Origin of the sequence: Serratia proteamaculans (genome assembly GCF_004684015.1) — a bacterium.
GTDB lineage: Bacteria > Pseudomonadota > Gammaproteobacteria > Enterobacterales > Enterobacteriaceae > Serratia > Serratia proteamaculans_F.
Map to the genome: position 1 here is coordinate 94,276 of NZ_SRIA01000004.1, position 24,393 is coordinate 118,668.

Genomic DNA, 24,393 nt, shown 5'->3' on the forward strand with positions numbered 1-24,393 from the left:
ACCTCTCTTCAACGGCGTAAAATATCAGGGTACAAAAGTCTGTACCGACGTCCCGATGCTCTTGTTTCAGTATAGTCCGCTAACTGATTGAAGTGAAAGGCAGCAGCAAACCCATGCCTGTTGCGGCAGGCAATTCGCCTGGGGCGCGGGAGCGGGCGTTAACAGGAGGTTATTGTTTCTTTTTCTACGACAAAAGTCATCATTCTCCACACAAGATTTTACCCGGCTTTACGGCACTGTTATGCTGCGCTTTCGACTTTTTACAGACTAAAGGAAAACCCCATGACAACCCCTTCTTTTGACAGCGTTGAAGCTCAAGCGAGTTACGGGATTGGTTTACAGGTCGGCCAGCAGTTGCAAGAGTCCGGTCTGGAAGGTTTACAACCGGAAGCTTTGCTGGCAGGTTTGCGTGACGCGCTGGAAGGGAATGCCCCGGCGGTTCCGGTAGACGTGGTACACCGTGCGCTGCGTGAAATTCACGAACGTGCTGATGCTGTGCGTCGCGATCGTCAGCAGGCGATGGCCGTTGAAGGTCAGAAATTCCTGGAAGACAACGCCAAGCGTGACGAAGTGACGCTGACCGAATCCGGTCTGCAGTTCTCCGTGCTGGAGCAGGGCGATGGCCCAATCCCGTCCCGTCAGGATCGCGTGCGTGTGCATTACACCGGTCGTCTGATTAACGGCGACGTGTTTGACAGCTCCGTAGAGCGCGGCCAGCCGGCAGAATTCCCGGTCAGCGGCGTGATCCCAGGCTGGATCGAAGCGCTGACTCTGATGCCGGTCGGCTCCAAATGGCAGCTGTACATCCCACACGACCTGGCCTACGGCGAGCGTGGTGCAGGCGCATCCATCCCGCCATTCAGTGCGCTGGTGTTTGACGTAGAACTGCTGGAAATTCTGTAAGTCACCGCAGAGTTTTTCAAGGGCGCCTTAATGGCGCCCTTATTGTTTATTTCTTCTGCAAATCAATCTGATAAACCGCAAAGCCGATGCTGTCTGTCCCTTCAGCTTTCATCGGGTACTGGGCGTGCGCTTTGATAAACGCAGTGGCTTTGTCGCTCGGTGAGGTTTCGAAGCGGATATCCAACGGCTGTGGGCTGCTGAATGTGGCCAGGCGCCAGTTATTATCCACCTGTGGCTTCACCGCGCCGTGTTGTTTGGTTTCAGCGCTGATATAAGCCGCCAGTACCGAACGGTTCTCATCCGGTGAGGCGAAGGCAATGTGTTGATCGCCGGTACCGGCAAACTTGCCGCCGTAGGCGCGGTAGTTATTGGTGGCAACCAGGAAGGTGGCTTTTGGATCGATTGGTTTGCCTTTGAACGTCAGCTCCTTGATGCGCTCCGCCTTGTCGTTAATTAACTGGCATTCGCCGTCGTAACGCGCCGGTTGGCTGACGTCGACCTGATAATTAACCCCGTCAATCACATCAAAGTTATAAGTGCGGAAACCGTCCCAGTTGATCAGGCCCTGTGGTTTGCTGCTGTTGACGTCTATCTGGTTGAACTGCCCGGCGGAACATTCCAGCCATTCCTTCACTTCTTTGCCGCTGGCTTTCACCACCACCAGCGTGTTGGGATAAAGGTAGAGGTCTGAAGCGTTCCGGAAGGTGAGTTGGCCTTTTTCCACTTCAACGAAGCTGGCCGGATCGTTTTTGCGTCCGCCCACCTTGAACGGCGCCGCAGCTGACAACACCGGCAGGTCAGCCAAATCCGGATCGCCCTGAATATAGTGCTCGACGTAGGCCTTTTGCGCGTTATTCACGATCTGCACCGTCGGATCATCCTGAACCAGCGCCAGATAGCTGTACATGTTGTCGTCGGCCTTGCCGACAGGCTTGCTGACAAAGTCTCGCGTGCCTTTGTGATCTTCAGCCAGCACCTTCAGCAGGTTGGTATCTTCCGCCGCCAGCGACTTTTTGTTCTCTTTGTCGTAAATCGGCCGAGCTTGTGCCTTGGCTGCCGTGACTTTCCAGCTGCCACTGTCGTTATTGAGTTGCAGATCGACCACGCCGAGATGATCGCCCCACTGGCCCGGCATCACTGCCGGGATGCCATTTAGAGTCCCCTGTGCGATGTCAGCCCCTTTGATATTGGCGAAGTCCTTGCTGGGGAACACGGCGTGAGCATGGCCGAACATGATGGCGTCGATGCCCGGTACCTGGCTGAGGTAGTACACCGAGTTTTCCGCCATGGCCTTGTACGGCTCGCTGGACAGGCCGGAGTGCGGGATAGCCACAACCAGATCGGCGCCCTGTTTGCGCATTTCCGGCACGTAGCGTTTAGCCGTTTCGGTGATGTCGTTGACGGTGACCTTGCCCTGCAGATTGGCTTTGTCCCACACCAGGATTTGCGGCGGCACAAAGCCGATATAACCGATGCGCAAACTATGTTCTTTGCCATCACGGTCTTTTACCGGCGTATCAACGATAATGTAAGGAGTGAACAGGGGTTTTTGTGTTTTAGCGTCGATCACGTTGGCATTGATATACGGGAATTTGGCACCGGCAATGGCATTCTTCAGATAGTCGAGCCCGTAGTTGAACTCATGGTTGCCGATATTGCCGACCACATAATTCAGGGTATTCATTGCCTTATACACCGGGTGCACATCACCGGGTTTCAGGCCTTTGGCCGCCATATAATCGCCGAGCGGGCTGCCCTGAATAATGTCGCCGTTGTCCACCAGCACCGTATTGGCTGCCTGCTGGCGGGCTTGTTCAATCAGGCTGGCGGTACGTACCAGACCGAATTTATCGGTTGGTTTATCCTTGTAGTAATCGAAGTCCATCATGTTGCTGTGCAGGTCGGTCGTTTCCAGCACGCGCAGATCGACCGTTGCCGCCTGCGCCGAAGCGCAGACCAGCACAGCGAGGGCAGACAACGTCAGCGGACGCTTCATCATTTTTCGTTTTCTCCATTCCATTTTTCGAGTTTTATCGCAGAGGAACATGTAATTAACATTGGTTGTCTCACCAAACTGTGAAGTGTGGCAGAAAATAAGCCAGGGCAGAGCAGTAAATGTCACAGTTGTGACGGCAAAGACTCGAGCAATTACCGCGGGTTAAATCGTTGTGATGGATATTCGATGCAAAAAAAACTAGGCTGCTAGCAATGAGAAAGGGGAAATGACCCACGGAACTGTATATCTGAGGTGAATGATGTTAGAGCAAATTTGCCAACTGTCCCGCGAGGCGGGCGCAGCAATCATGGCGGTATATGACGGTAAACAACCGCTTGATGTCGCACAGAAAAAAGATGATTCCCCGGTGACGGCGGCCGATCTGGCGGCGCACCATATTATCCAACGCGGTCTGGCGTCGTTAACGCCGGAAATACCTTTACTGTCAGAGGAAGATCCACCGAGCTGGGAAGTGCGACAGAACTGGACGCGTTACTGGCTGGTCGATCCGCTGGATGGCACCAAGGAGTTCCTCAATCGTAACGGCGAATTCACGGTAAATATCGCGTTGATCGAAGATGGGCAGGCGGTAATGGGCGTGGTTTACGCCCCGGCGATCGACGTGTTGTACCTGGCCGAACGCGGCAAAGCCTGGAAAGAAGAAAAGGGCCAACGCCAGACGATTGGCGTCAGTAATGCCAATCCGCCGTTGGTGGTGGTTAGTCGCTCGCACAGTGACGAAGAGCTGAAGGATTACTTGAAGCAGTTAGGCGAGCATCAGACCGTATCTGTCGGTTCTTCGCTGAAGTTCTGCCTGGTGGCGGAAGGTAAAGCGCAGCTTTACCCACGTTTTGGGCCGACCAATATCTGGGATACCGCCGCCGGACACGCGGTCGCGGTGGCGGCCGGAGCGCAGATCCACGACTGGCAGGGCAGGCCGCTGCTCTATACGCCGCGTGAGTCTTTCCTCAATCCAGGCTTCCGGGTTTCGCTGTTCTAAATCAGTTTGCCAGGAGTTGGTGCAGTTGGGTCATGACCTGCTGCACCTCTTCCGGCGTCAGTGCGCCGTCTTTGGCAAACTGGATCCTGCCTTGCTTATCCAGCACCACAATGGCTGATCCCTTCGGCTGCAAATCCCAGGCCTTGCGCACGTTGCCGTTGCTGTCGACCACAAACTGCGACCAGGGGAACTCTTTTTTGCTGTCTTCAATGCTGCTGCGGACAAACATCGCCGTGCCGAGCAGAGCATCATCGGTATTCACTATTGTCGTCGTTTGGTAACGATCGTGCGGTAGCTTGGCTTTCTTAATCGCTTCAATCAGTGGATCGTTCATGTCTTTGGCAGAGCTGCGGCCGGCAATATGCTGGATGACTCGCACTTTTCCACTGAGCTGCGCGCTATTCCAGTTTTGATAGCTAAACTTATCATTAGCGTAGTTCAACTCACCCTTGTCGCTGATGCCAATCGGCGCTACGCGTTGCTGGAGCTGGAAGTTATGCGCAGAGGCAAAAAGGGGTGCAAACAGCAGGGATGCAATGAGCATGTGACTTTTTTTCATGCCTTCTCCTTGAAGGGGGAATGGTGCCGACAGCACCCGAAGCCTAAAGCATAGGTGGTGATCGGAGGTCTGTCCTGTTAGCCGGATCTCAGTTCTTCCTTCTGGCCGCTAATACCCGGTTTTTGAAGGGATATACTGAAAAAGTTATATATAATCATATACAATTCTGTCAAAAAGTGTAAATCCAGTGAAGATCTCCGGGCGGAAATGAACGTTATGGTCTTTACTAGGTCTACTACATGGCAATCAAGTTGCGTTCTTACTTTAGAGGCTGCCACCTTGGCGGCTCGCTGAGCGCATGGACCAAACGGAGGAAAGTAATAGAATGAGAATCTTCCAGCGTTATAATCCGTTGAAAGTGGCGAAGTACGTTAAGACCCTGTTTCGTGGCCGGCTGTATATCAAAGATGTGGGCGCGTTCGAATTCGATGAAGGGAAAATTCTGCTGCCGAAAATTCGCGACCGGCGTCACTTCAGCGTGATGTCAGAGGTTAACCGTCAGGTGTTGTTACTGCAGACCGAGATGGGTTGATAGATTACCCGTCGCCTTTCAAGCCGCAGCGTTGTTACCTGCACTTACCCACCCCAGTTACTTAACTTTAGTAAGCGCCTGGGGATGAGTGAGCTGGCCGCCTAGCTGCAACTCGAAATTCATAGGGTAATAGTTAGAGCACCTGCAAAAGCTAAAATAATTGCGGCCCCGTTTGGGGCCGCTGACGTATTTATCGATTGAGATCAGGCTGCGGGGTTTTCTTCCGGTGCCTTCGGCAGTACCGATGCCGGTTTGTCGCTCAACCGGGTCACCAACAGCTGGTCAATCTTGTAGCTGTCGATATCCACCACTTCAAATTTGTAGCCGGCGTATTTGACGAAGTCGGTTCGTTTCGGGATCTTGCGCAGCATATACATCATAAAGCCGCCGATGGTTTCGTAGTTGCCCGCCTGCGGGAACTCATCAATGTGCAGCACGCGCATGACATCATCGATCGGCGTACCGCCCTCAATCAGCCACGAGCTTTCATCACGCGCCACGATCTGCTCTTCCTGGCCCTGGCCTACCAGATCGCCCATCAGCGTGGTCATCACGTCATTGAGTGTGATGATACCCACGACCAACGCATATTCATTGAGAATAACTGCAAAGTCTTCACCGGCGGTTTTAAAGCTTTCCAGCGCTTCGGACAGCGTCAGGGTATCCGGCACGATCAGCGCCGAGCGGATCTGCACGCCGCTGCTCAGCACCAGGCTCTGATTACCCAGCACGCGGTTCAACAGGTCTTTGGAGTCCACGTAGCCGACAACTTGATCGATATTGCCATCACAGACCAGGAACTTGGAGTGCGGATGGGTCGAGACTTTCTCGATAATGCTTTCTTCGCTCTCGCGCAGGTCGAAGTAAACCACGCTTTCACGCGAGGTCATCGACGAAGGTACGGTGCGAGACTCCAGTTCGAATACGTTTTCGATCAGCTCATGTTCCTGTTTGCGCAGCACGCCTGCCAGAGCACCGGCTTCTACCACCGCATAGATATCGTCGGAAGTGATGTCGTCTTTGCGCACCATCGGCAGTTTGAACAGGCGGAAGATCAGGTTTGCCATGCCGTTGAAGAACCACACCAGCGGCCGGAAAATCATGATCGAGAAACGCATCGGGTTGATGATCCGGACGGCAAACGTCTCTGGTGCAATCATACCGATGCGCTTCGGGGTCAAATCTGCAAACAGGATAAACAGGCTGGTGACCAGCACGAACGAACAGACGAAGCTGGCCTGCTCTGCCAGTTCAGGTGACAAAAAGCGAGCGAACAGCGGTTGGAAAGTAGGAGAAAAGGCTGCATCGCCAACGATACCACCGAGAATGGCCACGGCGTTCAGGCCAATCTGCACCACGGTAAAATACAGCCCCGGGGTTTCCTGCAGTTTGAGGACTTTGGCGGCATTGACGTTACCTTCGTCAGCCATCATTTTCAGTTTAATCTTGCGTGACGCGGCCAGAGATATTTCCGACAGTGAGAAGAACGCACTCACTGCGATCAGAAAAAGAATCAGTAAAATACTGTTTAACATAATCTATCCATACGTGCCGACGGGATGACGGCGCTCTTGAGGAAGGGTAGTACATTGTAAAAAAAGTAGCGATAACAACCAGAAAGGAGGCTATCAGGCCGCATCTGCGGCCCGCACAGTATAGCAGCAGCCCTACCGGGGCCGCCAGTGGTTAAAAAATTACCTCTGGCCAGTGGCTTAACCCTGAGGGGGTAAACACACACCTATGCCACCCAGGCCACAGTATCCTTCGGGGTTCTTGTACAGATACTGCTGATGGTCGTCCTCGGCATAGTAAAACGGCAGTGCCGGTGTGACTTCGGTGGTGATGGTGCGTTTATCGCCGGCCTGCTCCATCGCCTGTTGGAAACGCTGCAGGCTGCTTGTCGCTTCGGTCTGCTGCTCTGGCGTCAGCGTATAAATCGCCGAGCGGTACTGGGTACCGACGTCTCCGCCCTGACGCATGCCCTGAGCCGGGTCGTGGTTCTCCCAAAATACCTGCAGCAACTGCTTATAGCTGATGATTTTCGGATCGAATACCACTCGCACCACTTCCGTGTGGCCCGTTTGGCCGCTGCACACTTCGCGATAAGTCGGGTTTGGCGTATAACCACCGCTGTAGCCTGCGGCGGTGCTGTAAACCCCTTGCTGCTGCCAGAACAGGCGTTCTACGCCCCAGAAACACCCCATGGCGAAGATCGCTACTTCCATGCCGTCCGGCACCTGGGTCATTGAGTGATCGGTGACCACGTTAAGCGTGGCAACCGGCATGGGAGTGGTGCGACCAGGCAATGCGTTTGCCTGGTCGACGGTTTGGGTTTTATCAAAAAATGGCACCACGGTTGACTCCTGTTGTCACAGTAAGAATTGGCCCAAGAGGCGGCAGTTAAGTTGTATCTAACCGCAACTTTGCCCACAATAAGCTACATATTGAGATTATGTATCAGATTAACGCAGTATTTAGAGCGCCAAAAGATAAGAATGCGCCAGTTCACTGCGGCAGTAAAACCGTAACATGCAGCGTCTGGAAAAATGCTGAAAAGGGTCGCCGTCCTGATAGCGCGGAGTAGGCCCTGGCCCCAGAGCGAGTGTTATTACAGGAAAGTAAAATAAATTAAGGAGAACACGTGCCACGATACCGTGCCCTGTGCTTTTTGTGCGCGCTGCTCGCCACGCCTGCCGCCTATTCGGCGAATGTGCGGCTGCAGGTTGAAGGACTTAGTGGGGAACTGGAAAAGAACGTCCGGGTGCGTTTGTCGTCCATCACGCCGGAAGAGGTCAGTACGGATGGCCGTTTTCGCGCACGTGTAGATGAAGCGGTCCGCCAGGGGCTGCGAGCACTCGGCTATTATCAGCCGACCATCGACTTTACGCTAGATGACAGGCCAGGGCTGGCTCGCCCGGTGTTGCATGCCAAGGTTAACCCCGGCGAACCGGTACGAATTGCCGGTGCCAATATCCTGCTGGAAGGCGGTGCGAAAACCGATGAGGACTATCTGTCGTTAGTCAAAAAAGGCAAGCCGACGATAGGCGAGATCCTCAATCACGGTAAATACGACAGTTTTAAAGGTTCGCTGACCGGCCTGGCGCTGCGTAAAGGCTATTTCGATGCCGATATGACCAAAAGCCAGCTCGGCGTGGCCGAAGATCTGCATAAGGCCTATTGGGATATCGATTTCAACAGTGGGCAGCGTTACCGCTTCGGCCAGGTGAAATTCACCGGCTCGCAAATTCGTGAAGACTATCTGCAAAATCTGGTGCCCTTTCATCAGGGGGATTATTACAGTTCGGAAGACCTGGCCGAGCTGAACCGCCGTTTGTCCGCCACTAACTGGTTTAACTCGGTGGTGGTATCCCCTGATTTCCAAGATGCCAAAGAGAACAAGATTTTGCCGTTAGATGCGTTGGTCTCGCCGCGCACGCGTAACACCATCGAAACCGGGGTCGGTTATTCCACCGACGTCGGTCCCAGAATCAAAGGCACCTGGAAAAAGCCCTGGCTTAACGACCGAGGTCACAGCCTGGAAACCAGCGCCAGCGTTTCGGCCCCGGAACAGCAGCTCGATTTGACCTATAAAATCCCGTTATTGAAGAATCCACTGGAGCAGTACTACCTGCTGCAGGGCGGTTTCAAGAACGTCGATCTCAACGACACCAAGTCTGTTACCTCAAAAGCCGTGGTTTCCCGCAACTGGGATCTCTCCAGCGGCTGGCAGCGGGCACTCAACCTGACCTGGCGTCTTGACCACTTTACTCAGGGTAACGTCACCAACACCACCATGCTGTTGTATCCCGGCGTTAGCGTTAACCGCACCCGTTCACGCGGTGGCCTGATGCCCACCTGGGGTGACAGCCAACGCTATTCTATTGATGTGTCTGACAGCACCTGGGGATCTGACGTGGACTTTGCGCTGATGCAGGCGCAGAACGTTTGGATCCGCACCCTGGCCGACAAGCACCGTTTTGTCGCGCGTGGGCAGGTGGGCTGGATTGAAACCAACGACTTTGAAAGAGTGCCGCCAGACCTGCGATTCTTCGCCGGTGGCGATCGCAGTATCCGTGGCTACAAGTACAAGGGCATTTCACCCCGCGACGACGACGGTAAGCTGACCGGTGCTTCCAAAATGCTGACCGGCTCGCTGGAGTATCAATACAACGTGACCGGTAAATGGTGGGGCGCGGTGTTTGTCGATTCAGGCGAAGCGGTGAACGATATCAAGCAGAGCGACTTTAAGACCGGCGCCGGCTTCGGCGTGCGCTGGCAGTCACCGGTTGGCCCGGTGAAGCTCGATATCGCCGCCCCGGTTGGGGATAAAGACACCCACGGGGTGCAGTTCTATATTGGCTTGGGGCCTGAACTATGAGCCTGATAAAAAAGATTTGCCTGGGTTTCCTGATTGTCCTGCTGTTGCTGATTGGCGGCGTGGCATACCTGCTCGGGACCACCAGTGGTCTGCATTTGGTTATCAACAGTGCGGCACGCTGGGTGCCGGGGCTGGATATTGCCAGCGTCACTGGCGGCTGGCGTGACCTGACGCTGAAAGGCGTGAAATACCAGATGCCGGGCGTGACGGTAAATGCCGGACAGTTCCATCTGTCGCTCGATCTGGCCTGTTTTAAAAACAGCTCGCTGTGCGTTAACGCCCTGACTGCGCAGGACGTGGATGTAGTGGTGAAAACCAAAGAAATGGCGCCATCCGCGCCGGTGGCAGAAACCAGCGAGCCCACTACCAACCTGAGCACGCCGTACCCCATCACTTTGCGCATGCTGGCGCTGAACAACGTTAAGGTCAGCGTCGACGATACGGCCATTTCTCTTGGCGAGTTCCGGACTGGCGCACAGTGGCAGGAACGTGCTCTGACCCTGCTGCCAACCAAAATCAGTGGCTTGTTGATTGCCCTGCCTAAAACGCCGCAGAACCCATTGCCGGAGGCGGTGCAACCGGTGGTTGAGGTGGCGAAAAAGGTCGAGGAAAAAGCCAATCAGACCGCGAAGCCAGCTCCTCAGCCGGAAGAGAAGCCGCTGGGAGAAACCCTGAAAGAACTGTTTGCCAAGCCGTTGCTGCCGGATCTGCCGGACATTAGCCTGCCGCTGGATATCACCGTCAAGGAGATCAGCGGTGAACAGCTGCGGTTGACCGGCGACACCGACGTGCTGATCACCAGCCTGCTGTTGCAGGCCAGCACTCTGGATCAGCATATCCAGTTGGACAATTTCGATGTGAAATCTCCGCAGGGTACGCTGTCGGCTCAGGGGCAAGCTACGCTGACCGGCAATTGGCCGGTGGAAATGGTGGCCAACAGCACGTTGAACATCGATCCATTGAAAGGCGAAAAGGTTAAGCTGAACATTGGTGGCGGCCTGCGTGAAGAACTCAAGGTAGCGCTCAACCTGTCCGGTCCGGTCGGCGCGCAGCTTGACCTGCAAACCCAACTGGCCGAAGTCGGTTTACCGCTGGCGTTGACGCTACAAAGCAAACAGCTGAAATGGCCGCTAAGTGGTGAATCGCAGTACCAGATCAACGATTTCCGCCTGCGCTTCAATGGCAAGGCAACCGACTATGCGTTGTCGACCCGCGCCAATATCAAAGGCAAGGACTTGCCACCGGCGGTGCTGACGCTGGACGGCAAAGGCAATGTTGAACAGTTCAAACTGGATCGCCTGCGTTTGGCGGCCTTGCAGGGTAATACCGACCTGACTGCGCTGGTGGACTGGAGCAAGGCCATCAGCTGGAATTCACAGTTGACGCTGAGCGGGATCAATACCGCCAAACAGTGGCCGGAATGGCCGGCGAAGCTGGACGGCAAGATCACCACTCGCGGCAGTTTGCACGGTGGCAGTTGGCAATTACAGGTGCCGGTGCTGCAGCTTGACGGCAACGTGAAGCAAAACAAGGTCACCGCGCGCGGTACGCTCAGCGGCAACGCGGCCGGGCAGTGGAAAATTCCGGGTATCGATCTGACTCTGGGACGCAACCAGCTGAACGTCAAAGGCCAACTGGACGAGAAGAGTTGGAATCTGGATGCAAATATCGACGCACCGCGCCTCGACGGTGCTTTGCCTGGACTGGGCGGTACGGCGAAAGGCCTGCTTAAACTACGCGGCAACCTGCAGGCGCCTCAGTTACTGGCAGACCTGACGGCATCTGGCCTGCAGTGGCAGGCGCTGCATATCAACCGGGTGAAAATTGACGGCGACGTGCGTTCCAGCGACCAGATCCAGGGGCAGTTAGCGGTACGCGTCGAACAGCTGAAGCAAGATGCATTGGACATCAACCTGCTGACACTGGATGCCAAAGGCAGTGAGAAACAGCATCAGCTGCAACTGAAAATTGACGGCAAACCGGTTTCCGGTCAGTTGGCGCTACAGGGCAGTTTTGATCGTCAACAGCAACGCTGGCGCGGCAACCTGAACAATACTCGCTTTGATACGCCGGTGGGGGAATGGCGGTTAAGTCGTGCCATCGCGCTCGATTATCTGAATACCGCACAGAAAATCAGTATCGGGCCGCACTGTTGGCAGAACCCGAATGCCGAACTCTGCGTGCCGAAAACCATCGAAGCCGGGCAGAGCGGCCAGGCCAGCGTGGTGCTGAACCGCTTTGATCTGGCGATGATCAAGCCTTTCCTCGGCCCGGAGACGGCGCTGAGCGGCGTGTTCACCGGGCGGGCGGACGTCAGTTGGAAACCGGGCGGTGCGCTGCCGGAGGCGAAAGTCTCGCTGGTGGGCAACGGGGTGAAGGTGGTGCAGCAGGTGCAGGGGAATGCGCTGCCGATCGCCTTTGACAAGCTGAATTTCAACGCCGGGCTGACCCATGGCCGTGCGCAGGCCGACTGGTTGATCAAGCTGACCAATAATGGTCAGTTTGACGGTAACGTACAGGTTGCCGATCCGCAGGTACGCCGTAATATCAGCGGTAACGTCAACATCACCAATATTTCACTGGCGATGATTAACCCGGCGCTGATGCAGGGGGAAAAAGCGGCGGGTATGCTGAACGCCAACCTGCGTCTGGGCGGTAGCGCGCAGAAACCTTTGGTGTATGGCCGCATGGCGTTGGACAAGGTCGATATTGACGGGCACTGGATGCCGTTCGACATGACCGAAGGTCGGCTGGCGATGAACTTCGACGGCATGACCTCAACGCTGGAAGGACTTGTCAGCACCACTCATGGTCAGCTTAATCTGTCCGGTGATGCGGATTGGCGTGATATCAACGCCTGGCGCGCACGCATTGCCGCCAAGGGCGATAAATTGCGGGTGACGGTGCCGCCGATGATCCGCATCGATGTTTCACCGGATCTGGTATTTGAAGCCACACCGCAGTTGTTCTCACTCAATGGTTCGGTAGACATTCCGTGGGCACGTATTACGGTACAAGAGCTGCCGGAAAGCGCGGTTGGCGTCTCTTCCGACGAGGTAATGCTGGATGATCAACTTAAACCGATAAAGCCGAAAACTGCAGGGATCCCGATCAACAGCAACCTGATGATCCACGTGGGCAACGATGTACGGCTGGATGCCTTTGGCCTGAAAGCGCGGTTGAAGGGCGATCTGAAAGTGGTGCAGGATAAGAATGGCCTGGGGCTGAACGGTCAGATTGACATCCCTTCCGGCCGCTTCCATGCTTATGGTCAGGATTTGATTGTCCGCAAGGGCCAGTTGATGTTCTCGGGGCCGCCGGACCAACCGTTGCTGAATCTTGAGGCGATCCGTAATCCGGACTCGACCGAAGATGACGTTACCGCTGGGGTTCGTGTCACCGGGTTGGCGGATGCACCGAAGCTGGAAGTGTTCTCGGATCCGGCCAAATCTCAGCAGGAAGCGCTGTCTTATCTGCTGCGCGGCCAGGGATTGGGCAGTTCCGGTGCTGATGGCAACGCAATGACCTCAATGTTAATTGGGATGGGGGTTGCACAAAGTGGTCAACTTGTGGGTAAAATCGGCGAGGCATTTGGCGTAAGCAATTTGGCCCTGGATACTCAGGGGGTTGGCGACAGTTCCCAGGTTGTCGTTAGCGGTTATGTTCTCCCAGGCTTACAAGTAAAATATGGGGTGGGCATTTTCGACTCATTGGCCACACTGACGTTGCGTTACCGCCTGATGCCTAAATTGTATCTTGAAGCGGTGTCTGGTCTCGACCAGGCATTAGATTTGCTCTATCAGTTTGAGTTTTAGCGATGCGAATAATTGTCTACGGCAGTTTACGACGCAAACAGGGAAACAGCCATTGGATGACTAACGCCCAATGGTTAGGCGAGCATGAGCTCGAAGGCTATCAGATTTATAATCTGGGCCATTACCCGGCGGCGATCCCTGGAGAGGGCACGGTACATTGTGAGGTGTACCGCATCAACTCATCGATTTTGGCTGAGCTGGACGAACTGAAAAGCAACACCAAGGACTATAAGCGCGAGCTGATTCAGACGCCTTATGGAAGTGCGTGGATCTACCTGTATAAACACAGCGTGGACGGTTTCCCGCGGATTAACAGCGGTGACTGGCTGAGGCGTCTCGACGAAAAGTAAAAAAAAACACCGCTCACTGAGCGGTGTTTTTTTTCGCACGGCGGCTAAGAATTACTTCTTGGCAGCACGTTCGAAAGAGGCAATGATTTCAGCTTTGGCAGCAGCAGCGTCTGCCCAGCCTTCCACTTTCACCCATTTGCCTTTCTCCAGATCTTTGTAGTGCTCGAAGAAATGAGAGATCTGTGCTTTCAGCAGTTCTGGCAGGTCGTTCACATCTTTGATGTGATCGTACTCTTTGCTCAGTTTGCTGTGCGGAACGGCAACCAGTTTCGCATCTTCACCGGCTTCGTCGGTCATCTTCAGGACGCCTACCGGACGGCAGCGGATCACTGAGCCAGGCTGCAGCGGGTATGGCGTTGGGACCAGCACGTCAACCGGATCACCGTCCAGAGACAGGGTGTGGTTGATGTAACCGTAGTTGCATGGGTAGAACATCGCGGTGGACATGAAACGGTCAACAAACAGCGCGCCGGTGTCCTTGTCGATTTCATATTTGATCGGATCGGCATTGGCCGGGATTTCGATAACTACGTAGATATCTTCTGGCAGGTCTTTGCCAGCTGGGACGTTAATCAAGCTCATGTCGGTTTCCTTTAATCAAACCAGAAATGGAGTGGCGGCTATTATAGCGGACTCTTTTGCGATTTCCTGCCCTTTTCATCACCCAGGCCCCGGCAGACCGTCATCCACTGAATTTCCAGATTAATCCTCCAGCGACGTTAAGTTTTCCTCACGGTTGCCGATAACTTCATCAAATAATAATGAGTCGGCGAAGTCTGGCTCTGCGTTTTACCTCCTCTACGTTAGAACTCACTATTTCTGAAGCCGGGAAGAACTCATGTTAAAAAAGATTACGGTCAAGGCCGGGCTGATTGCCCTGCTGAGCCTGATGACGCTGTTGTTGATTATGGTCAGTACGATCGGCATCAACGCGATTAATGAAGGATCGCGCTCGTTGCACACTCTGAACCAGATCCTGGGGGAAGAACTGGGCTCCCTGGCCAGCAGTTCCAACCTGACACTACGCGCCAGAACCGCCGCCTCCTTGGCGGTGCGCCAGCGTGAAATCGGCCAGATTGAGGTGTCGGACGCCACCGTAGGCCGAATTTATGACTATCTTGCACAGTCCAAACAGGAAATGGCGCGCTTTGTCAGCGTCGGCACCGTGACCGAACGTGGGCGCGAACTGTCCACTCGCCTGCAAAACAGTTACCGCGCCTATCTGGAACAAGGCGTCAGACCGATGGCCGACGCCATCAAGGCCGGCAAAGTTGATGACTATTACGACATCCAGGAAACCAAAATTTCTGCCCTGAGCATCGCTTTCGAAAAAGACCTCAGCGACTTCCGCAGCTTTGCCATGAAGATTGGTCAGCAGCGGGTGCATGAAGCGGAAAGCAATGCCAGCACCAAGATTACCCTGATCCTGATCGCCGGATTGCTCAGCGTGTTGCTGGCGGTATTGGCCTGGTTCGCGCTGCGGATCATTATTCTGCGTCCGCTCGATGAGTCCATCGCCCAGTTGGAACATATTGCCAGTGGTGACCTGACGCATGACATTACCGGTGAAGGGGAAACCGAAATGGGTCGTCTGATCCGTGCGATGCAGCGGATGCAGCAGGCGCTGGTCAGTTCGGTCAGCAAGGTGCGTGATGCCAGCAGCCAGATTGACACCGGTTCACGCGAGTTGGCTGCCGGCAACCTGCATCTGGCGCAGCGCACCGAAGAGTCGGCCGCCTCGCTGGAAGAAACCGCTGCCAGCATGGAGCAACTGACCTCGACGGTGAAAATGAACGCCGAGAATTGCGAGCAGGCCAATCAGCTGGCGCTTAGCGTCTCTGATATTGCCAATCAGGGCAGTGAGGTGGTTAGCCAGGTGATGGACAAGATGCAGGCCATTACCGATAGCTCGCGGCGTATCGCCGATATTATCAGCGTGATGGACGGTATTTCCTTCCAGACCAATATCCTGGCGCTGAATGCGGCGGTAGAGGCGGCACGCGCGGGTGAACAAGGGCGTGGTTTTGCCGTGGTGGCGGGTGAGGTACGCAGCCTGGCTCAGCGTAGCGCTCAGTCGGCCAAGGAGATCAAAGGGTTGATCGAAGCGTCGCAGAACCGGGTGCAGGAAGGCGAGCAGATGGCAGAATCTGCGGCGAAAACCATGAATGGCATTACCGGTGAGGTAGGGCGTGTGACGGCGTTGATGCGGGAAATTTCTGCGGCTACGCGTGAGCAAAGCAGCGGTATTGAACAGGTTAATCTGGCGGTGGCGCAGATGGATCAGGTGGCACAGCAAAATGCGGCCCTGGTCGAAGAGTCGGCGGCGGCAACGCGCTCGCTGGAGGATCAGGCCCAGTTGCTGGCCCAGAGTATGGCGGCGTTCAAACTATAATGCAGGGGGCGACAGGCGCCCCCCACATAGAACCTGTTATTCGTCCGGGTTCTCGGCGATAAAGCGCTCGGCGTCTTCCACCATGGATTTGGTGCCGACGAAGAACGGTGCACGCTGGTGCAGTTTCACCGGGGTAATGTCCAGAATACGGTTTTTACCGTCGCTGGCTTTACCGCCGGCCTGTTCCGCCAGGAACGCCATCGGGTTGCATTCATACAGCAGGCGCAGCTTGCCTTGCGGGTGGCTGGCGGTGCTTGGGTAAATATAGATGCCACCTTTGAGCAGGTTACGGTGGAAGTCGGCAACCAGCGAACCGATGTAGCGTGAGGTATAAGGGCGTTGAGTGGCTTCGTCCTGTTCCTGACAATATTTGATGTATTTCTTCACACCGCGCGGGAACTTGATGTAGTTACCTTCGTTGATGGAATACATATTGCCGGTAGCCGGGAAGCGGACCTTCTCGTGGGAAAGGCAGAACACGCCCAGAGAAGGATCGTAGGTAAAGGCATGCACGCCATAACCGGTGGTGTACACCAGCATGGTGGATGAACCATAAACTACGTAGCCGGCGGCGACCTGAGCGCTGCCTGGTTGCAGGAAGTCTTCTTCGGTCACAGGAATGCCGACCGGGGTAATGCGACGATAGATAGAGAAAATCGTACCGACCGAGACGTTGACATCGATATTGGACGAACCGTCCAACGGATCCATCAGCACCACATACTTGGCATTTTCAGCCCGCTCGCCGTCGAATATCACGATTTCATCTTCTTCTTCAGAAGCGATACCCGCAACTTCACCGCGTGCTTTCAATGCCGCTTTCAGCTTTTCATTGGCATACAGGTCCAGTTTCATCTGAACTTCGCCCTGTACATTGGAAACGCCACTGGTGCCGAGAATATCAACCAGGCCCGCTTTGTTGATATCGCGGTGGATGATTTTGGCGCCCAGTTTAATTGCAGAAAGTAACGCGGTCAGTTCGCCGGTGGCGTGAGAGAAGTCGTGTTGTTTCTCGACGATAAATTCGCCTAACGTTTTCATGACACAATCCCTGAATCTACGGATGGGTAGCGGTTTGTTAACAAACCGCCAACGTATTCGCGAGCAGTGTAGCCCAAAGATGAACGCTATTCATAGGCAAATCCATTTCTTCTGGACGATTCTGAGCGTTAGAATGTGCCAACATTCGACGTACTCTATGAGAAAACTATGCGCATTCACATTCTTGGGATCTGTGGCACCTTTATGGGCGGGCTGGCGGTGCTGGCACGTTCGCTAGGGCATGAGGTGACCGGCTCTGACGCTAATGTCTATCCGCCGATGAGCACGCTGTTGGAGAAGGAAGGGATCGAACTGATCCAGGGTTACGATCCGGCTCAGTTGGATCCTGCTCCGGATCTGGTGATCATCGGTAACGCCATGACGCGCGGTAATCCATGCGTTGAAGCGGTACTGGAACTGGGTATCCCTTACGTTTCCGGCCCACAGTGGCTGCATGATTATGTGCTGCGCGATCGCTGGGTACTGGCCGTTGCCGGGACCCACGGCAAGACCACCACCGCCGGCATGGCAACCTGGATCCTGGAAGCCTGCGGCTACCAGCCGGGCTTTGTTATCGGTGGCGTGCCGGGCAACTTTGACGTTTCTGCCCGCCTGGGTGGCAGCCCGTTCTTTGTCATCGAAGCCGACGAATATGACTGCGCGTTCTTCGACAAGCGTTCCAAGTTTGTGCATTACAGCCCGCGTACGCTGATCCTGAACAATCTGGAGTTTGATCACGCCGACATCTTCGACGATCTGAAAGCGATCCAGAAACAGTTCCACCATCTGGTACGTTTGGTACCCGGCAAGGGCAAAATTATTTTGCCGGATAACGACAGCCACCTGAAACAGGTGATGGCGATGGGCTGCTGGAGTGAGCAGGAGCTGGTTGGGGAAGAAGGCGCATGGCGTGCACAGAAGCTGACGCCGGACGCCAGCCATTATGCGGTATTCCTTAATGGTGAGCAGGTGGGCGAAGTTAAGTGGTCGCTGGTTGGTGAACACAATATGCATAACGGTTTGATGGCCATTGCCGCCACGCGTCATGTTGGAGTGTTGCCTGAGGATGCCTGTCGCGCGCTCGGTGACTTTATCAATGCCCGCCGTCGTCTGGAACTGCGTGGTGAAGCCAATGGCGTCACGGTATATGACGACTTTGCCCATCATCCAACGGCAATTCTGGCGACCCTGGCCGCGTTGCGTAGCAAGGTGGGCGGCACGGCCCGCATTCTGGCGGTGCTTGAACCGCGCTCCAACACCATGAAAATGGGCATCAGCAAGAACGATCTGGCTCCGTCGCTGGGTCGTGCCGATGAAGTCTTCCTGTTCCAGCCGCACCATATCCCCTGGCAGGTGGCGGAAGTGGCGGAGGCCTGCGTACAGCCGGCTCACTGGAGCGCCGATCTGGACACGCTGGTGGACATGATTGTGAAAACGGCCCAGCCGGGCGACCATATTCTGGTGATGAGTAACGGCGGCTTTGGGGGGATTCACGATCGGCTGCTGGAGGCTTTGGCCAATAAGCCGGAGCCAAAAGCCACCTATTGATTTTCTGCTTTGTCAGCAATCCAAGGGCCGATAGCGGCCCTTTTTTACGCCCAGAAAAAAGCCCTCGCGAGCGAGGGCAACGGGGTCCGTCGGATAGGACGACGAATTTCTTCAGAGAATCAATGCTTACGACAGAACTCGGCAGTGGCAGTGACGAGGGTAATCAGTTCGGTAAGCACGCTCTCTGAATTGTTATTTGTAGATTTCGGCAGTCGCGTGCCAGTTGCCATTTTCGTAGGCTTCGATCACGCGGTAGGCTTTAGCACCTTGTTTATCGGCCTTGTCAGACAGGGCCTGACGAATATCGGAAGGTGCGCCGGTAATGCCGCTGGCGGTAATGGTACCGACAGACTGAAGATTGGTCGCCTGGTCATTAGTGATTAACGCAGCGGCAGAAGCACCGAAGGAAACGACTGACAGCAGGCCAAGTGCGGCGAGGGTAGTTTTCATGCTCATGATATTAAGTCCTGTTGTGATAACCGCCTGGAAGGGCTTTTTCAGCGTTTTTATACTTGAAGGCTGTTATCGGGGTACTGGGTTCCAGAGTTCTATTGCCCGTTGCCGGGTAACACCTTGTACTTATTTGTAAATTTCTGCGGTAGCGTGGAAGTTGCCTTCGTTACGCGCTTCAATCACACGGTAAGCGGTTGCCCCTTTGGCATCGGCTTTTTCAGACAGTGCCTGACGGATGTCTGAAGGTGCACCGGCAACACCGCTGACGGTGATAGTGCCTGCAGACTGCATATTTGCAGCCTGATTTGCATCAACAGATTGTGCTGCAAATGCGCCGAAAGAAAGCATGGATAGAACGCTCATGGTTGCGATGGTAGCTTTAATTTTCATGTTCTCACCTTTTCGTATTCTTTTATCAGTTCCAATGAACTGTGATTTACGTCACGGAAATGAGTATACATCTAGTAACGCTAAAAATTAATAGTTAGCTAACAGTTCCTTGTGAAACTTTATTATGGCGTTCCTTACTTTTAATAACCAGATGGAATAAAAACCGCTTATAAAACGATCTTTCAATGTTAAATTTATGTAATTTCAATAAGGTAAGTGCTTTTGACCAAAAGTGCGGAAGATCACAGTGGTTATCACTGGTTACGTAGCAATGTCATTGAAATGTGCTGTAGCGCGGCGGGATTCTGGTTTTAAACGTGGCAATCAATGAGGGAAAGGTAAGGATAGGGTTAAAGACGCGCTAACAAAACGCGACTGTTAGCCGCATTTTGTTAGCGCACTACATCATAACTCTTGTTCGAACAGCGACAGAATGGCTTCGTATAACTGACGAGCGGTAAAGCTGCTGGCCGGGGTAACGAAAATAGTGTCGTCACCGGCGATGGTGCCGAGAATGCCTTCTGATTTACCCAGCGAGTCCAGCAGGCGGGCAATTAACTGCGCGGCGCCAGGGCTGGTGTGGATCACCACTACGGCATCGTTATGATCGACGTCCAGCACCAGGTTCTTCAGCGGGCTGGTCGTGGTTGGCACGCCGAGTTCGGCTGGAAGGCAATACACCATTTCCATTTTGGCATTACGCGTCCGCACCGCGCCGAACTTGGTCAGCATGCGCGATACTTTGGATTGGTTGATGTTTTCGAAGCCTTCTTCTTGCAGCGCCAAAACGATCTCGCCCTGAGAACTGAATTTTTCTTCTTTCAATAACGCTTTAAACGCTTTGATCAGATCTTCCTGCTTTGCGGGATTACGCATTTTGCACCGTGGAATGTTGACAATAGAAGTGATTATTATGCATATAAATGAATTTTTATGCAATAAAAGGGCGTCCGAAAAAAATAATAATGGCCGGACAATGGGGAAAGGGCGGCATTTTAACAAAATCTCTATCCCATGAATATGCCCTTTCCGTGACCGAAGGATCCGTCCGTGGTGGTAAAGAAAATGTTATTAAAATGATGTTGTTCTGATGTTATGTAAGGGTGTAATGTAACCGCCGGTTAACTTGCTCGTGAATAACCTCGCAGTATTTTTGATTAGTGTGCGCTATGCCCTTCATGAGTAAGCGATTTAATCTAAGATATGCGCTCGATATCGGCCGCTTTATTGCACCAGCTCTCAAACGGACTGTTAAGAGATTGTTTTTAAAGGTGTAATAATTTAAGGTCCGTACCCAACATATTCACGGCGCTTTATATATTAAAGATAATAAAGGAGTATAGGATGAAAGTTGCAGTTCTCGGTGCTGCTGGCGGTATCGGCCAGGCCCTCGCCCTTCTACTCAAAACCCAGCTTCCTTCAGGTTCTGAACTCTCTCTCTACGACATTGCCCCGGTTACCCCAGGCGTTGCCGTCGACTTAAGCCACATCCCAACCGCAGTTAAAATCAAAGGCTTCAGTGGCGAAGACGCTACTCCAGCTCTGCACGGTGCAGACGTGGTACTAATCTCTGCCGGTGTTGCGCGTAAACCAGGCATGGATCGTTCAGACCTGTTCAACGTGAACGCGGGCATTGTGCGTAATCTGATCCAGCAAGTGGCAACAACCTGCCCGAAAGCCTGTATCGGTATTATTACCAACCCGGTTAACACCACCGTGGCTATCGCAGCAGAAGTGCTGAAGAAAGCCGGTGTGTATGACAAAAACAAACTGTTTGGCGTGACCTCGCTGGATATCATCCGTTCCAACACCTTCGTGGCCGAGCTAAAAGGCAAACAGCCGGAAGAGTTGAACGTACCGGTTATCGGCGGGCACTCTGGCGTGACTATCTTGCCGCTGTTGTCACAGATCCCTGGCGTCAGCTTTACTGAGCAGGAAGTCGCTGATCTGACCAAGCGTATTCAGAATGCGGGTACCGAAGTGGTAGAAGCCAAAGCCGGCGGCGGGTCTGCAACGCTGTCAATGGGTCAGGCGGCGGCGCGTTTCGGCTTGTCTCTGGTTCGTGCGCTGCAAGGCGAGAAAGGCGTGGTGGAGTGTGCATACGTGGAAGGCGATGGCAAATATGCCCGCTTCTTCGCACAGCCTCTGGTGCTGGGTAAGAACGGCGTTGAAGAGCGCAAAGACATCGGTACTCTGAGCGCATTCGAGCAGAAAGCGCTGGAAGATATGCTGGATGTTCTGCACAAAGATATCGAACTGGGCGAAAAGTTTATCAATAACTGATCATTCAGTGGTGCATGAGTATGCATAGGCCGCCGGACAGCGTACCGGCGGTTTTTTTATGCCCGTAGCTAAGTGCGGATGCGGGCTTTTCGATCCAGCAGGTTATGGGTATGTGGGTCGAAATAACGGCTTGGCCAGATCTCCGCAGGATGGATATTAAGTGCCTCGGCAATTAACCATTCCCCTTTTGGCCAAGGGCGCGACAGCGCGTTCGCCAGCGTTGACGAGCTAAGCCCCGCTTTGCGCGAAACCGCCGCCAGTGTGGTTCCCTTCTTACGTAGTGCCGCAATGATATCCGCCGGATGCCAGTCCTTGTTCCTTGAGTTCATGTTTGCATTCCTTTTTTGATTAGCGAAAGTTCTGTTAGTGGTATAACTAACAGGTCAAGATTAATCGTTTGAACAACATGAAGCGCTTATACGGAAACTAGGATACCACTAAATTTCTTAAAAAATATCCCATAAATTTCCCAAAAAAAGATATTTGCCGACTTTGCCCAGAGAACATGGCTATGAAAAAAGAGTGGTTTGCCGCCAAGGAATTGACAGGCGTGGCAGGATTACCCTCCTCACCACAGGGAATAAATTTGATGGCACGTCGCGAAGGCTGGATCAGCCGTCGGCGTAAAGGTGTGCAGGGGAAAGCGCTGGAATACCATATTGGCAGCTTGCCTGCGGGGACGCGTAATTTATTGGCATTAAAAGAAGAACCTGCGAGCTATCAGGTAGAACGCAAGGATCCGCTGGCCGTGTGGATTGAGTACTACTACCACCTGACAGAGACTGAACGTGAGAAGGTATTGGCGTTCCTGGTGCGAGAAGGGATCGGTAGTTTGCTGGCGCGTATTTCAGCAGAGAAATGATCAGACCCGCAGTGCGGGTCTGTGGAAACAATAATATGCTTATAGTTTCTTAAAAATCGCGTTGGACCGCCAGGTGCGCTAATCCTTCCAGTGCGGAGCGATGTGGCGATTCCGGCAAAACCTGCAACGAGGCAATGGCCTTGTCAGCCTCTTCCTCAGCCCGTTGACGGGTATATTCCAGCGAGCCGCATTGCTGCATGGCTTGCAACACCGGTTCCAGCAGATGGCGGCCGTTACCCTGTTCAATCGCCCCACGGATCATGGCTTTCTGCTCGCCTTCGCTGTTATGCATGGCGTGCAGTAATGGCAATGTCGGCTTCCCTTCATTGAGATCGTCACCGGTATTTTTACCTAGTGTACTGCCGTCGGCGCTGTAATCGAGCAGATCGTCGATCAACTGGAAAGCGGTGCCGAGGTAGCGACCGTAATCCTGCAGTGCTTTTTCTTCTGCAACGCTTGCGTCTGACAGGATCGCCGAAGATTGCGCCGCCGCTTCAAACAGACGTGCGGTTTTGCTGTAGATCACCCGCATGTAGCTTTCTTCGGTAATGTCCGGATCGTTGACGTTCATTAACTGTAGAACTTCACCTTCGGCAATCACGTTGACCGCCTCAGACATCAGTGCCAGCACGCGCAGCGATTCCAGACTGGTCATCATCTGGAAAGCACGCGTATAGATGAAGTCGCCGACCAGGACGCTGGCGGCATTGCCGAAGGCGGCATTGGCGGTGGCCTTGCCGCGGCGCATATCTGATTCATCCACCACGTCATCATGCAGTAGGGTAGCGGTGTGAATGAATTCGATCAGCGCGGCAACGGTAATGTGTTTATCACCCTGATAATGCAGCGCCCGTGCCGCCAGAACGGCGATCATCGGGCGGATGCGTTTACCGCCACCACTGATAATGTAATAGCCAAGCTGATTGATGAGCGTGACATCGGAATTCAGCTGTTCGAGAATTGTTGCGTTCACGGCCGCCATATCTTGCGCGGTTAACTCGGTAATTTGCTCTAGGTTCATTGTATTTTTTTCAGCTGTGTTTCTCTTCACCGCGTTGAGATCGCTGCTCACATCGGTACATGGCGGTAACTGTCCCCCTGATTGTACTTGAAAAACGGCTCAGATAAACGCCATGAAAGAAACTGTGCTTTTTTTCTTCTTTTTTCTGCTTCTGGTCTTATTCTGCTCTTGTCATACGCTGGATTATTGCGTAGAATTCGCGCCCTATTGTGAATATTTATAGCGCGCTCTGTACTAAACAGTTGGGCACGCGGAAAGCGGAGTTTTATATGTACGCGGTTTTCCAAAGTGGTGGTAAACAACACCGAGTAAGCGAAGGTCAAACCATTCGCTTGGAAAAGCTGGACATCGCAACTGGTGAAGCAGTTGAGTTTGACCAGATTCTGATGATCGCTAATGGCGAAGATATCAAAATCGGCGTTCCTTACGTCGATGGCGGTAAGATCAAAGCTGAAGTCGTTGCTCACGGTCGTGGCGAGAAAATTAAGATCGTTAAGTTTCGTCGTCGTAAGCACCATCGTAAGCAGCAGGGCCACCGTCAGTGGTTCACTGACGTTAAAATCACCGGCATCAGCGCTTAAGTTAGGGGAGCAGATTAATGGCACACAAAAAGGCTGGCGGCTCGACTCGTAACGGTCGCGATTCAGAAGCTAAACGTCTGGGCGTAAAACGCTTTGGCGGCGAAGCAGTACTGGCAGGCAGCATCATCGTTCGTCAGCGCGGCACTAAATTCCACGCTGGTACCAACGTGGGTTGCGGCAAAGACCACACTCTGTTTGCTTTGAAAGACGGTAAAGTCAAATTCGAAGTTAAAGGCCCGAGCAATCGTAAATTTATCAGCATCGAAGCTGAATAATTTTTCGAGCCTTA

General features: G+C 53.6%; 23 protein-coding genes. 12 read left to right on the forward strand and 11 right to left on the reverse strand.

Annotation, left to right across the window (positions count from 1 at the left end; genetic code table 11):
* The first annotated feature begins 282 nt into the window (after positions 1-282).
* A complete protein-coding gene (fklB, locus tag E5C26_RS01990) occupies positions 283-903 on the forward strand; it encodes an FKBP-type peptidyl-prolyl cis-trans isomerase (RefSeq protein ID WP_012004913.1) in 621 nt (206 codons plus the stop codon).
* Positions 904-949: 46 nt separating this feature from the next.
* Here fklB and E5C26_RS01995 read toward each other — a convergent pair whose 3' ends face one another.
* On the reverse strand, positions 950-2,902 hold the full coding sequence (locus E5C26_RS01995; protein ID WP_135314840.1) for a bifunctional 2',3'-cyclic-nucleotide 2'-phosphodiesterase/3'-nucleotidase: 1,953 nt from the start codon (positions 2,900-2,902) through the stop codon (positions 950-952).
* 256 nt (positions 2,903-3,158) lie between these two features.
* Here E5C26_RS01995 and cysQ point away from each other — a divergent pair, with 256 nt between their 5' ends.
* Complete coding sequence (gene cysQ / locus E5C26_RS02000; protein ID WP_167796595.1) at positions 3,159-3,899, forward strand: 3'(2'),5'-bisphosphate nucleotidase CysQ; 741 nt, start codon at positions 3,159-3,161, stop codon at positions 3,897-3,899.
* Position 3,900: 1 nt separating this feature from the next.
* Here the strand turns inward: cysQ and E5C26_RS02005 are convergent, their stop codons facing one another.
* Complete coding sequence (locus E5C26_RS02005; RefSeq protein ID WP_135314842.1) at positions 3,901-4,458, reverse strand: YtfJ family protein; 558 nt, start codon at positions 4,456-4,458, stop codon at positions 3,901-3,903.
* Between the two features lie 325 nt (positions 4,459-4,783).
* Between E5C26_RS02005 and E5C26_RS02010 the strand changes: the two genes are divergently transcribed.
* Entirely contained in the window at positions 4,784-4,990 is a 207-nt protein-coding gene (locus E5C26_RS02010) for a DUF1107 domain-containing protein (protein ID WP_012004917.1), read from the forward strand.
* A 203-nt stretch (positions 4,991-5,193) separates the two neighbouring features.
* Here the strand turns inward: E5C26_RS02010 and E5C26_RS02015 are convergent, their stop codons facing one another.
* Positions 5,194-6,525, reverse strand: a complete 1,332-nt coding sequence (locus E5C26_RS02015; RefSeq protein WP_135314843.1) for a hemolysin family protein — start codon at positions 6,523-6,525, stop codon at positions 5,194-5,196.
* 177 nt (positions 6,526-6,702) lie between these two features.
* The gene (gene msrA / locus E5C26_RS02020) at positions 6,703-7,344 is read right to left on the reverse strand and encodes a peptide-methionine (S)-S-oxide reductase MsrA (RefSeq protein ID WP_167796596.1); all 642 of its coding nucleotides are present in this window, start codon (positions 7,342-7,344) and stop codon (positions 6,703-6,705) included.
* A gap of 287 nt (positions 7,345-7,631) precedes the next feature.
* On the opposite strand from msrA, the gene tamA reads away from it, so the two are divergent.
* Genes tamA through E5C26_RS02035 form a run of 3 tightly spaced genes read left to right on the forward strand, consistent with a single transcriptional unit; the run spans position 7,632 to position 13,533 of the window.
* A complete protein-coding gene (tamA, locus tag E5C26_RS02025) occupies positions 7,632-9,368 on the forward strand; it encodes an autotransporter assembly complex protein TamA (RefSeq protein WP_135314844.1) in 1,737 nt (578 codons plus the stop codon).
* Complete coding sequence (gene tamB / locus E5C26_RS02030; RefSeq protein WP_135314845.1) at positions 9,365-13,183, forward strand: autotransporter assembly complex protein TamB; 3,819 nt, start codon at positions 9,365-9,367, stop codon at positions 13,181-13,183. The genes tamA and tamB overlap by 4 nt, the downstream gene beginning before the upstream one ends.
* Positions 13,184-13,185: 2 nt before the next feature.
* Entirely contained in the window at positions 13,186-13,533 is a 348-nt protein-coding gene (locus E5C26_RS02035; RefSeq protein WP_135314846.1) for a gamma-glutamylcyclotransferase family protein, read from the forward strand.
* Between the two features lie 51 nt (positions 13,534-13,584).
* On the opposite strand, the gene ppa is transcribed toward E5C26_RS02035, so the two are convergent.
* Positions 13,585-14,115, reverse strand: a complete 531-nt coding sequence (ppa, locus tag E5C26_RS02040) for an inorganic diphosphatase (RefSeq protein ID WP_135314847.1) — start codon at positions 14,113-14,115, stop codon at positions 13,585-13,587.
* A gap of 256 nt (positions 14,116-14,371) precedes the next feature.
* Here ppa and E5C26_RS02045 point away from each other — a divergent pair, with 256 nt between their 5' ends.
* Entirely contained in the window at positions 14,372-15,925 is a 1,554-nt protein-coding gene (locus tag E5C26_RS02045) for a methyl-accepting chemotaxis protein (RefSeq protein ID WP_135314848.1), read from the forward strand.
* Between the two features lie 36 nt (positions 15,926-15,961).
* Here the strand turns inward: E5C26_RS02045 and fbp are convergent, their stop codons facing one another.
* A complete protein-coding gene (gene fbp, locus E5C26_RS02050; RefSeq protein WP_012004925.1) occupies positions 15,962-16,966 on the reverse strand; it encodes a class 1 fructose-bisphosphatase in 1,005 nt (334 codons plus the stop codon).
* Between the two features lie 168 nt (positions 16,967-17,134).
* Between fbp and mpl the strand changes: the two genes are divergently transcribed.
* Positions 17,135-18,514: a UDP-N-acetylmuramate:L-alanyl-gamma-D-glutamyl-meso-diaminopimelate ligase gene (gene mpl / locus E5C26_RS02055; protein ID WP_135314849.1), complete on the forward strand. Its 1,380-nt coding sequence runs from the start codon at positions 17,135-17,137 to the stop codon at positions 18,512-18,514.
* Between the two features lie 192 nt (positions 18,515-18,706).
* Here the strand turns inward: mpl and yhcN (E5C26_RS02060) are convergent, their stop codons facing one another.
* From yhcN (E5C26_RS02060) to argR, 3 genes are all read right to left on the reverse strand, one after another.
* Positions 18,707-18,970 carry a peroxide/acid stress response protein YhcN gene (gene yhcN / locus E5C26_RS02060; RefSeq protein ID WP_135314850.1) on the reverse strand — a complete coding sequence of 88 codons (264 nt, stop codon included), beginning with the start codon at positions 18,968-18,970 and terminating at the stop codon, positions 18,707-18,709.
* 123 nt (positions 18,971-19,093) lie between these two features.
* A complete protein-coding gene (gene yhcN, locus E5C26_RS02065; protein ID WP_012004928.1) occupies positions 19,094-19,357 on the reverse strand; it encodes a peroxide/acid stress response protein YhcN in 264 nt (87 codons plus the stop codon).
* 405 nt (positions 19,358-19,762) lie between these two features.
* Positions 19,763-20,233, reverse strand: a complete 471-nt coding sequence (gene argR, locus E5C26_RS02070; RefSeq protein WP_004952803.1) for a transcriptional regulator ArgR — start codon at positions 20,231-20,233, stop codon at positions 19,763-19,765.
* 468 nt (positions 20,234-20,701) lie between these two features.
* Between argR and mdh the strand changes: the two genes are divergently transcribed.
* Complete coding sequence (gene mdh, locus E5C26_RS02075) at positions 20,702-21,640, forward strand: malate dehydrogenase (RefSeq protein WP_099064489.1); 939 nt, start codon at positions 20,702-20,704, stop codon at positions 21,638-21,640.
* A gap of 68 nt (positions 21,641-21,708) precedes the next feature.
* On the opposite strand, the gene E5C26_RS02080 is transcribed toward mdh, so the two are convergent.
* Positions 21,709-21,969 (reverse strand): helix-turn-helix domain-containing protein, encoded by a 261-nt coding sequence (locus E5C26_RS02080; RefSeq protein WP_135314851.1) that lies wholly within the window; start codon positions 21,967-21,969, stop codon positions 21,709-21,711.
* Positions 21,970-22,151: 182 nt separating this feature from the next.
* Here E5C26_RS02080 and E5C26_RS02085 point away from each other — a divergent pair, with 182 nt between their 5' ends.
* Positions 22,152-22,502 carry a DNA-binding protein gene (locus tag E5C26_RS02085; protein ID WP_135314852.1) on the forward strand — a complete coding sequence of 117 codons (351 nt, stop codon included), beginning with the start codon at positions 22,152-22,154 and terminating at the stop codon, positions 22,500-22,502.
* Between the two features lie 49 nt (positions 22,503-22,551).
* On the opposite strand, the gene ispB is transcribed toward E5C26_RS02085, so the two are convergent.
* Positions 22,552-23,523, reverse strand: a complete 972-nt coding sequence (ispB, locus tag E5C26_RS02090) for an octaprenyl diphosphate synthase (RefSeq protein ID WP_135314853.1) — start codon at positions 23,521-23,523, stop codon at positions 22,552-22,554.
* A 269-nt stretch (positions 23,524-23,792) separates the two neighbouring features.
* On the opposite strand from ispB, the gene rplU reads away from it, so the two are divergent.
* Together rplU and rpmA are read left to right on the forward strand one after the other, a co-directional pair.
* Positions 23,793-24,104: a 50S ribosomal protein L21 gene (gene rplU / locus E5C26_RS02095; RefSeq protein WP_012004933.1), complete on the forward strand. Its 312-nt coding sequence runs from the start codon at positions 23,793-23,795 to the stop codon at positions 24,102-24,104.
* A gap of 17 nt (positions 24,105-24,121) precedes the next feature.
* Positions 24,122-24,379, forward strand: coding sequence for a 50S ribosomal protein L27 (rpmA, locus tag E5C26_RS02100; RefSeq protein ID WP_004933559.1), 258 nt, complete (start codon positions 24,122-24,124; stop codon positions 24,377-24,379).
* Positions 24,380-24,393 lie beyond the last annotated feature (14 nt).

Bases quoted from the DNA above. Each gene is read 5' to 3' on its own strand.
- argR (WP_004952803.1), bottom strand. From the start codon at position 20,233: ATGCGTAATCCCGCAAAGCAGGAAGATCTGATCAAAGCGTTTAAAGCG.
- mdh (WP_099064489.1), top strand. From the start codon at position 20,702: ATGAAAGTTGCAGTTCTCGGTGCTGCTGGCGGTATCGGCCAGGCCCTC.
- ispB (WP_135314853.1), bottom strand. From the start codon at position 23,523: ATGAACCTAGAGCAAATTACCGAGTTAACCGCGCAAGATATGGCGGCC.
- cysQ (WP_167796595.1), top strand. From the start codon at position 3,159: ATGTTAGAGCAAATTTGCCAACTGTCCCGCGAGGCGGGCGCAGCAATC.
- fbp (WP_012004925.1), bottom strand. From the start codon at position 16,966: ATGAAAACGTTAGGCGAATTTATCGTCGAGAAACAACACGACTTCTCT.
- E5C26_RS02010 (WP_012004917.1), top strand. From the start codon at position 4,784: ATGAGAATCTTCCAGCGTTATAATCCGTTGAAAGTGGCGAAGTACGTT.
- E5C26_RS02035 (WP_135314846.1), top strand. From the start codon at position 13,186: ATGCGAATAATTGTCTACGGCAGTTTACGACGCAAACAGGGAAACAGC.
- E5C26_RS02045 (WP_135314848.1), top strand. From the start codon at position 14,372: ATGTTAAAAAAGATTACGGTCAAGGCCGGGCTGATTGCCCTGCTGAGC.
- tamB (WP_135314845.1), top strand. From the start codon at position 9,365: ATGAGCCTGATAAAAAAGATTTGCCTGGGTTTCCTGATTGTCCTGCTG.
- E5C26_RS02080 (WP_135314851.1), bottom strand. From the start codon at position 21,969: ATGAACTCAAGGAACAAGGACTGGCATCCGGCGGATATCATTGCGGCA.
- ppa (WP_135314847.1), bottom strand. From the start codon at position 14,115: ATGAGCTTGATTAACGTCCCAGCTGGCAAAGACCTGCCAGAAGATATC.
- rplU (WP_012004933.1), top strand. From the start codon at position 23,793: ATGTACGCGGTTTTCCAAAGTGGTGGTAAACAACACCGAGTAAGCGAA.
- rpmA (WP_004933559.1), top strand. From the start codon at position 24,122: ATGGCACACAAAAAGGCTGGCGGCTCGACTCGTAACGGTCGCGATTCA.
- E5C26_RS02005 (WP_135314842.1), bottom strand. From the start codon at position 4,458: ATGAAAAAAAGTCACATGCTCATTGCATCCCTGCTGTTTGCACCCCTT.
- mpl (WP_135314849.1), top strand. From the start codon at position 17,135: ATGCGCATTCACATTCTTGGGATCTGTGGCACCTTTATGGGCGGGCTG.
- E5C26_RS02015 (WP_135314843.1), bottom strand. From the start codon at position 6,525: ATGTTAAACAGTATTTTACTGATTCTTTTTCTGATCGCAGTGAGTGCG.
- fklB (WP_012004913.1), top strand. From the start codon at position 283: ATGACAACCCCTTCTTTTGACAGCGTTGAAGCTCAAGCGAGTTACGGG.
- yhcN (WP_012004928.1), bottom strand. From the start codon at position 19,357: ATGAAAATTAAAGCTACCATCGCAACCATGAGCGTTCTATCCATGCTT.
- yhcN (WP_135314850.1), bottom strand. From the start codon at position 18,970: ATGAGCATGAAAACTACCCTCGCCGCACTTGGCCTGCTGTCAGTCGTT.
- E5C26_RS02085 (WP_135314852.1), top strand. From the start codon at position 22,152: ATGAAAAAAGAGTGGTTTGCCGCCAAGGAATTGACAGGCGTGGCAGGA.
- E5C26_RS01995 (WP_135314840.1), bottom strand. From the start codon at position 2,902: ATGATGAAGCGTCCGCTGACGTTGTCTGCCCTCGCTGTGCTGGTCTGC.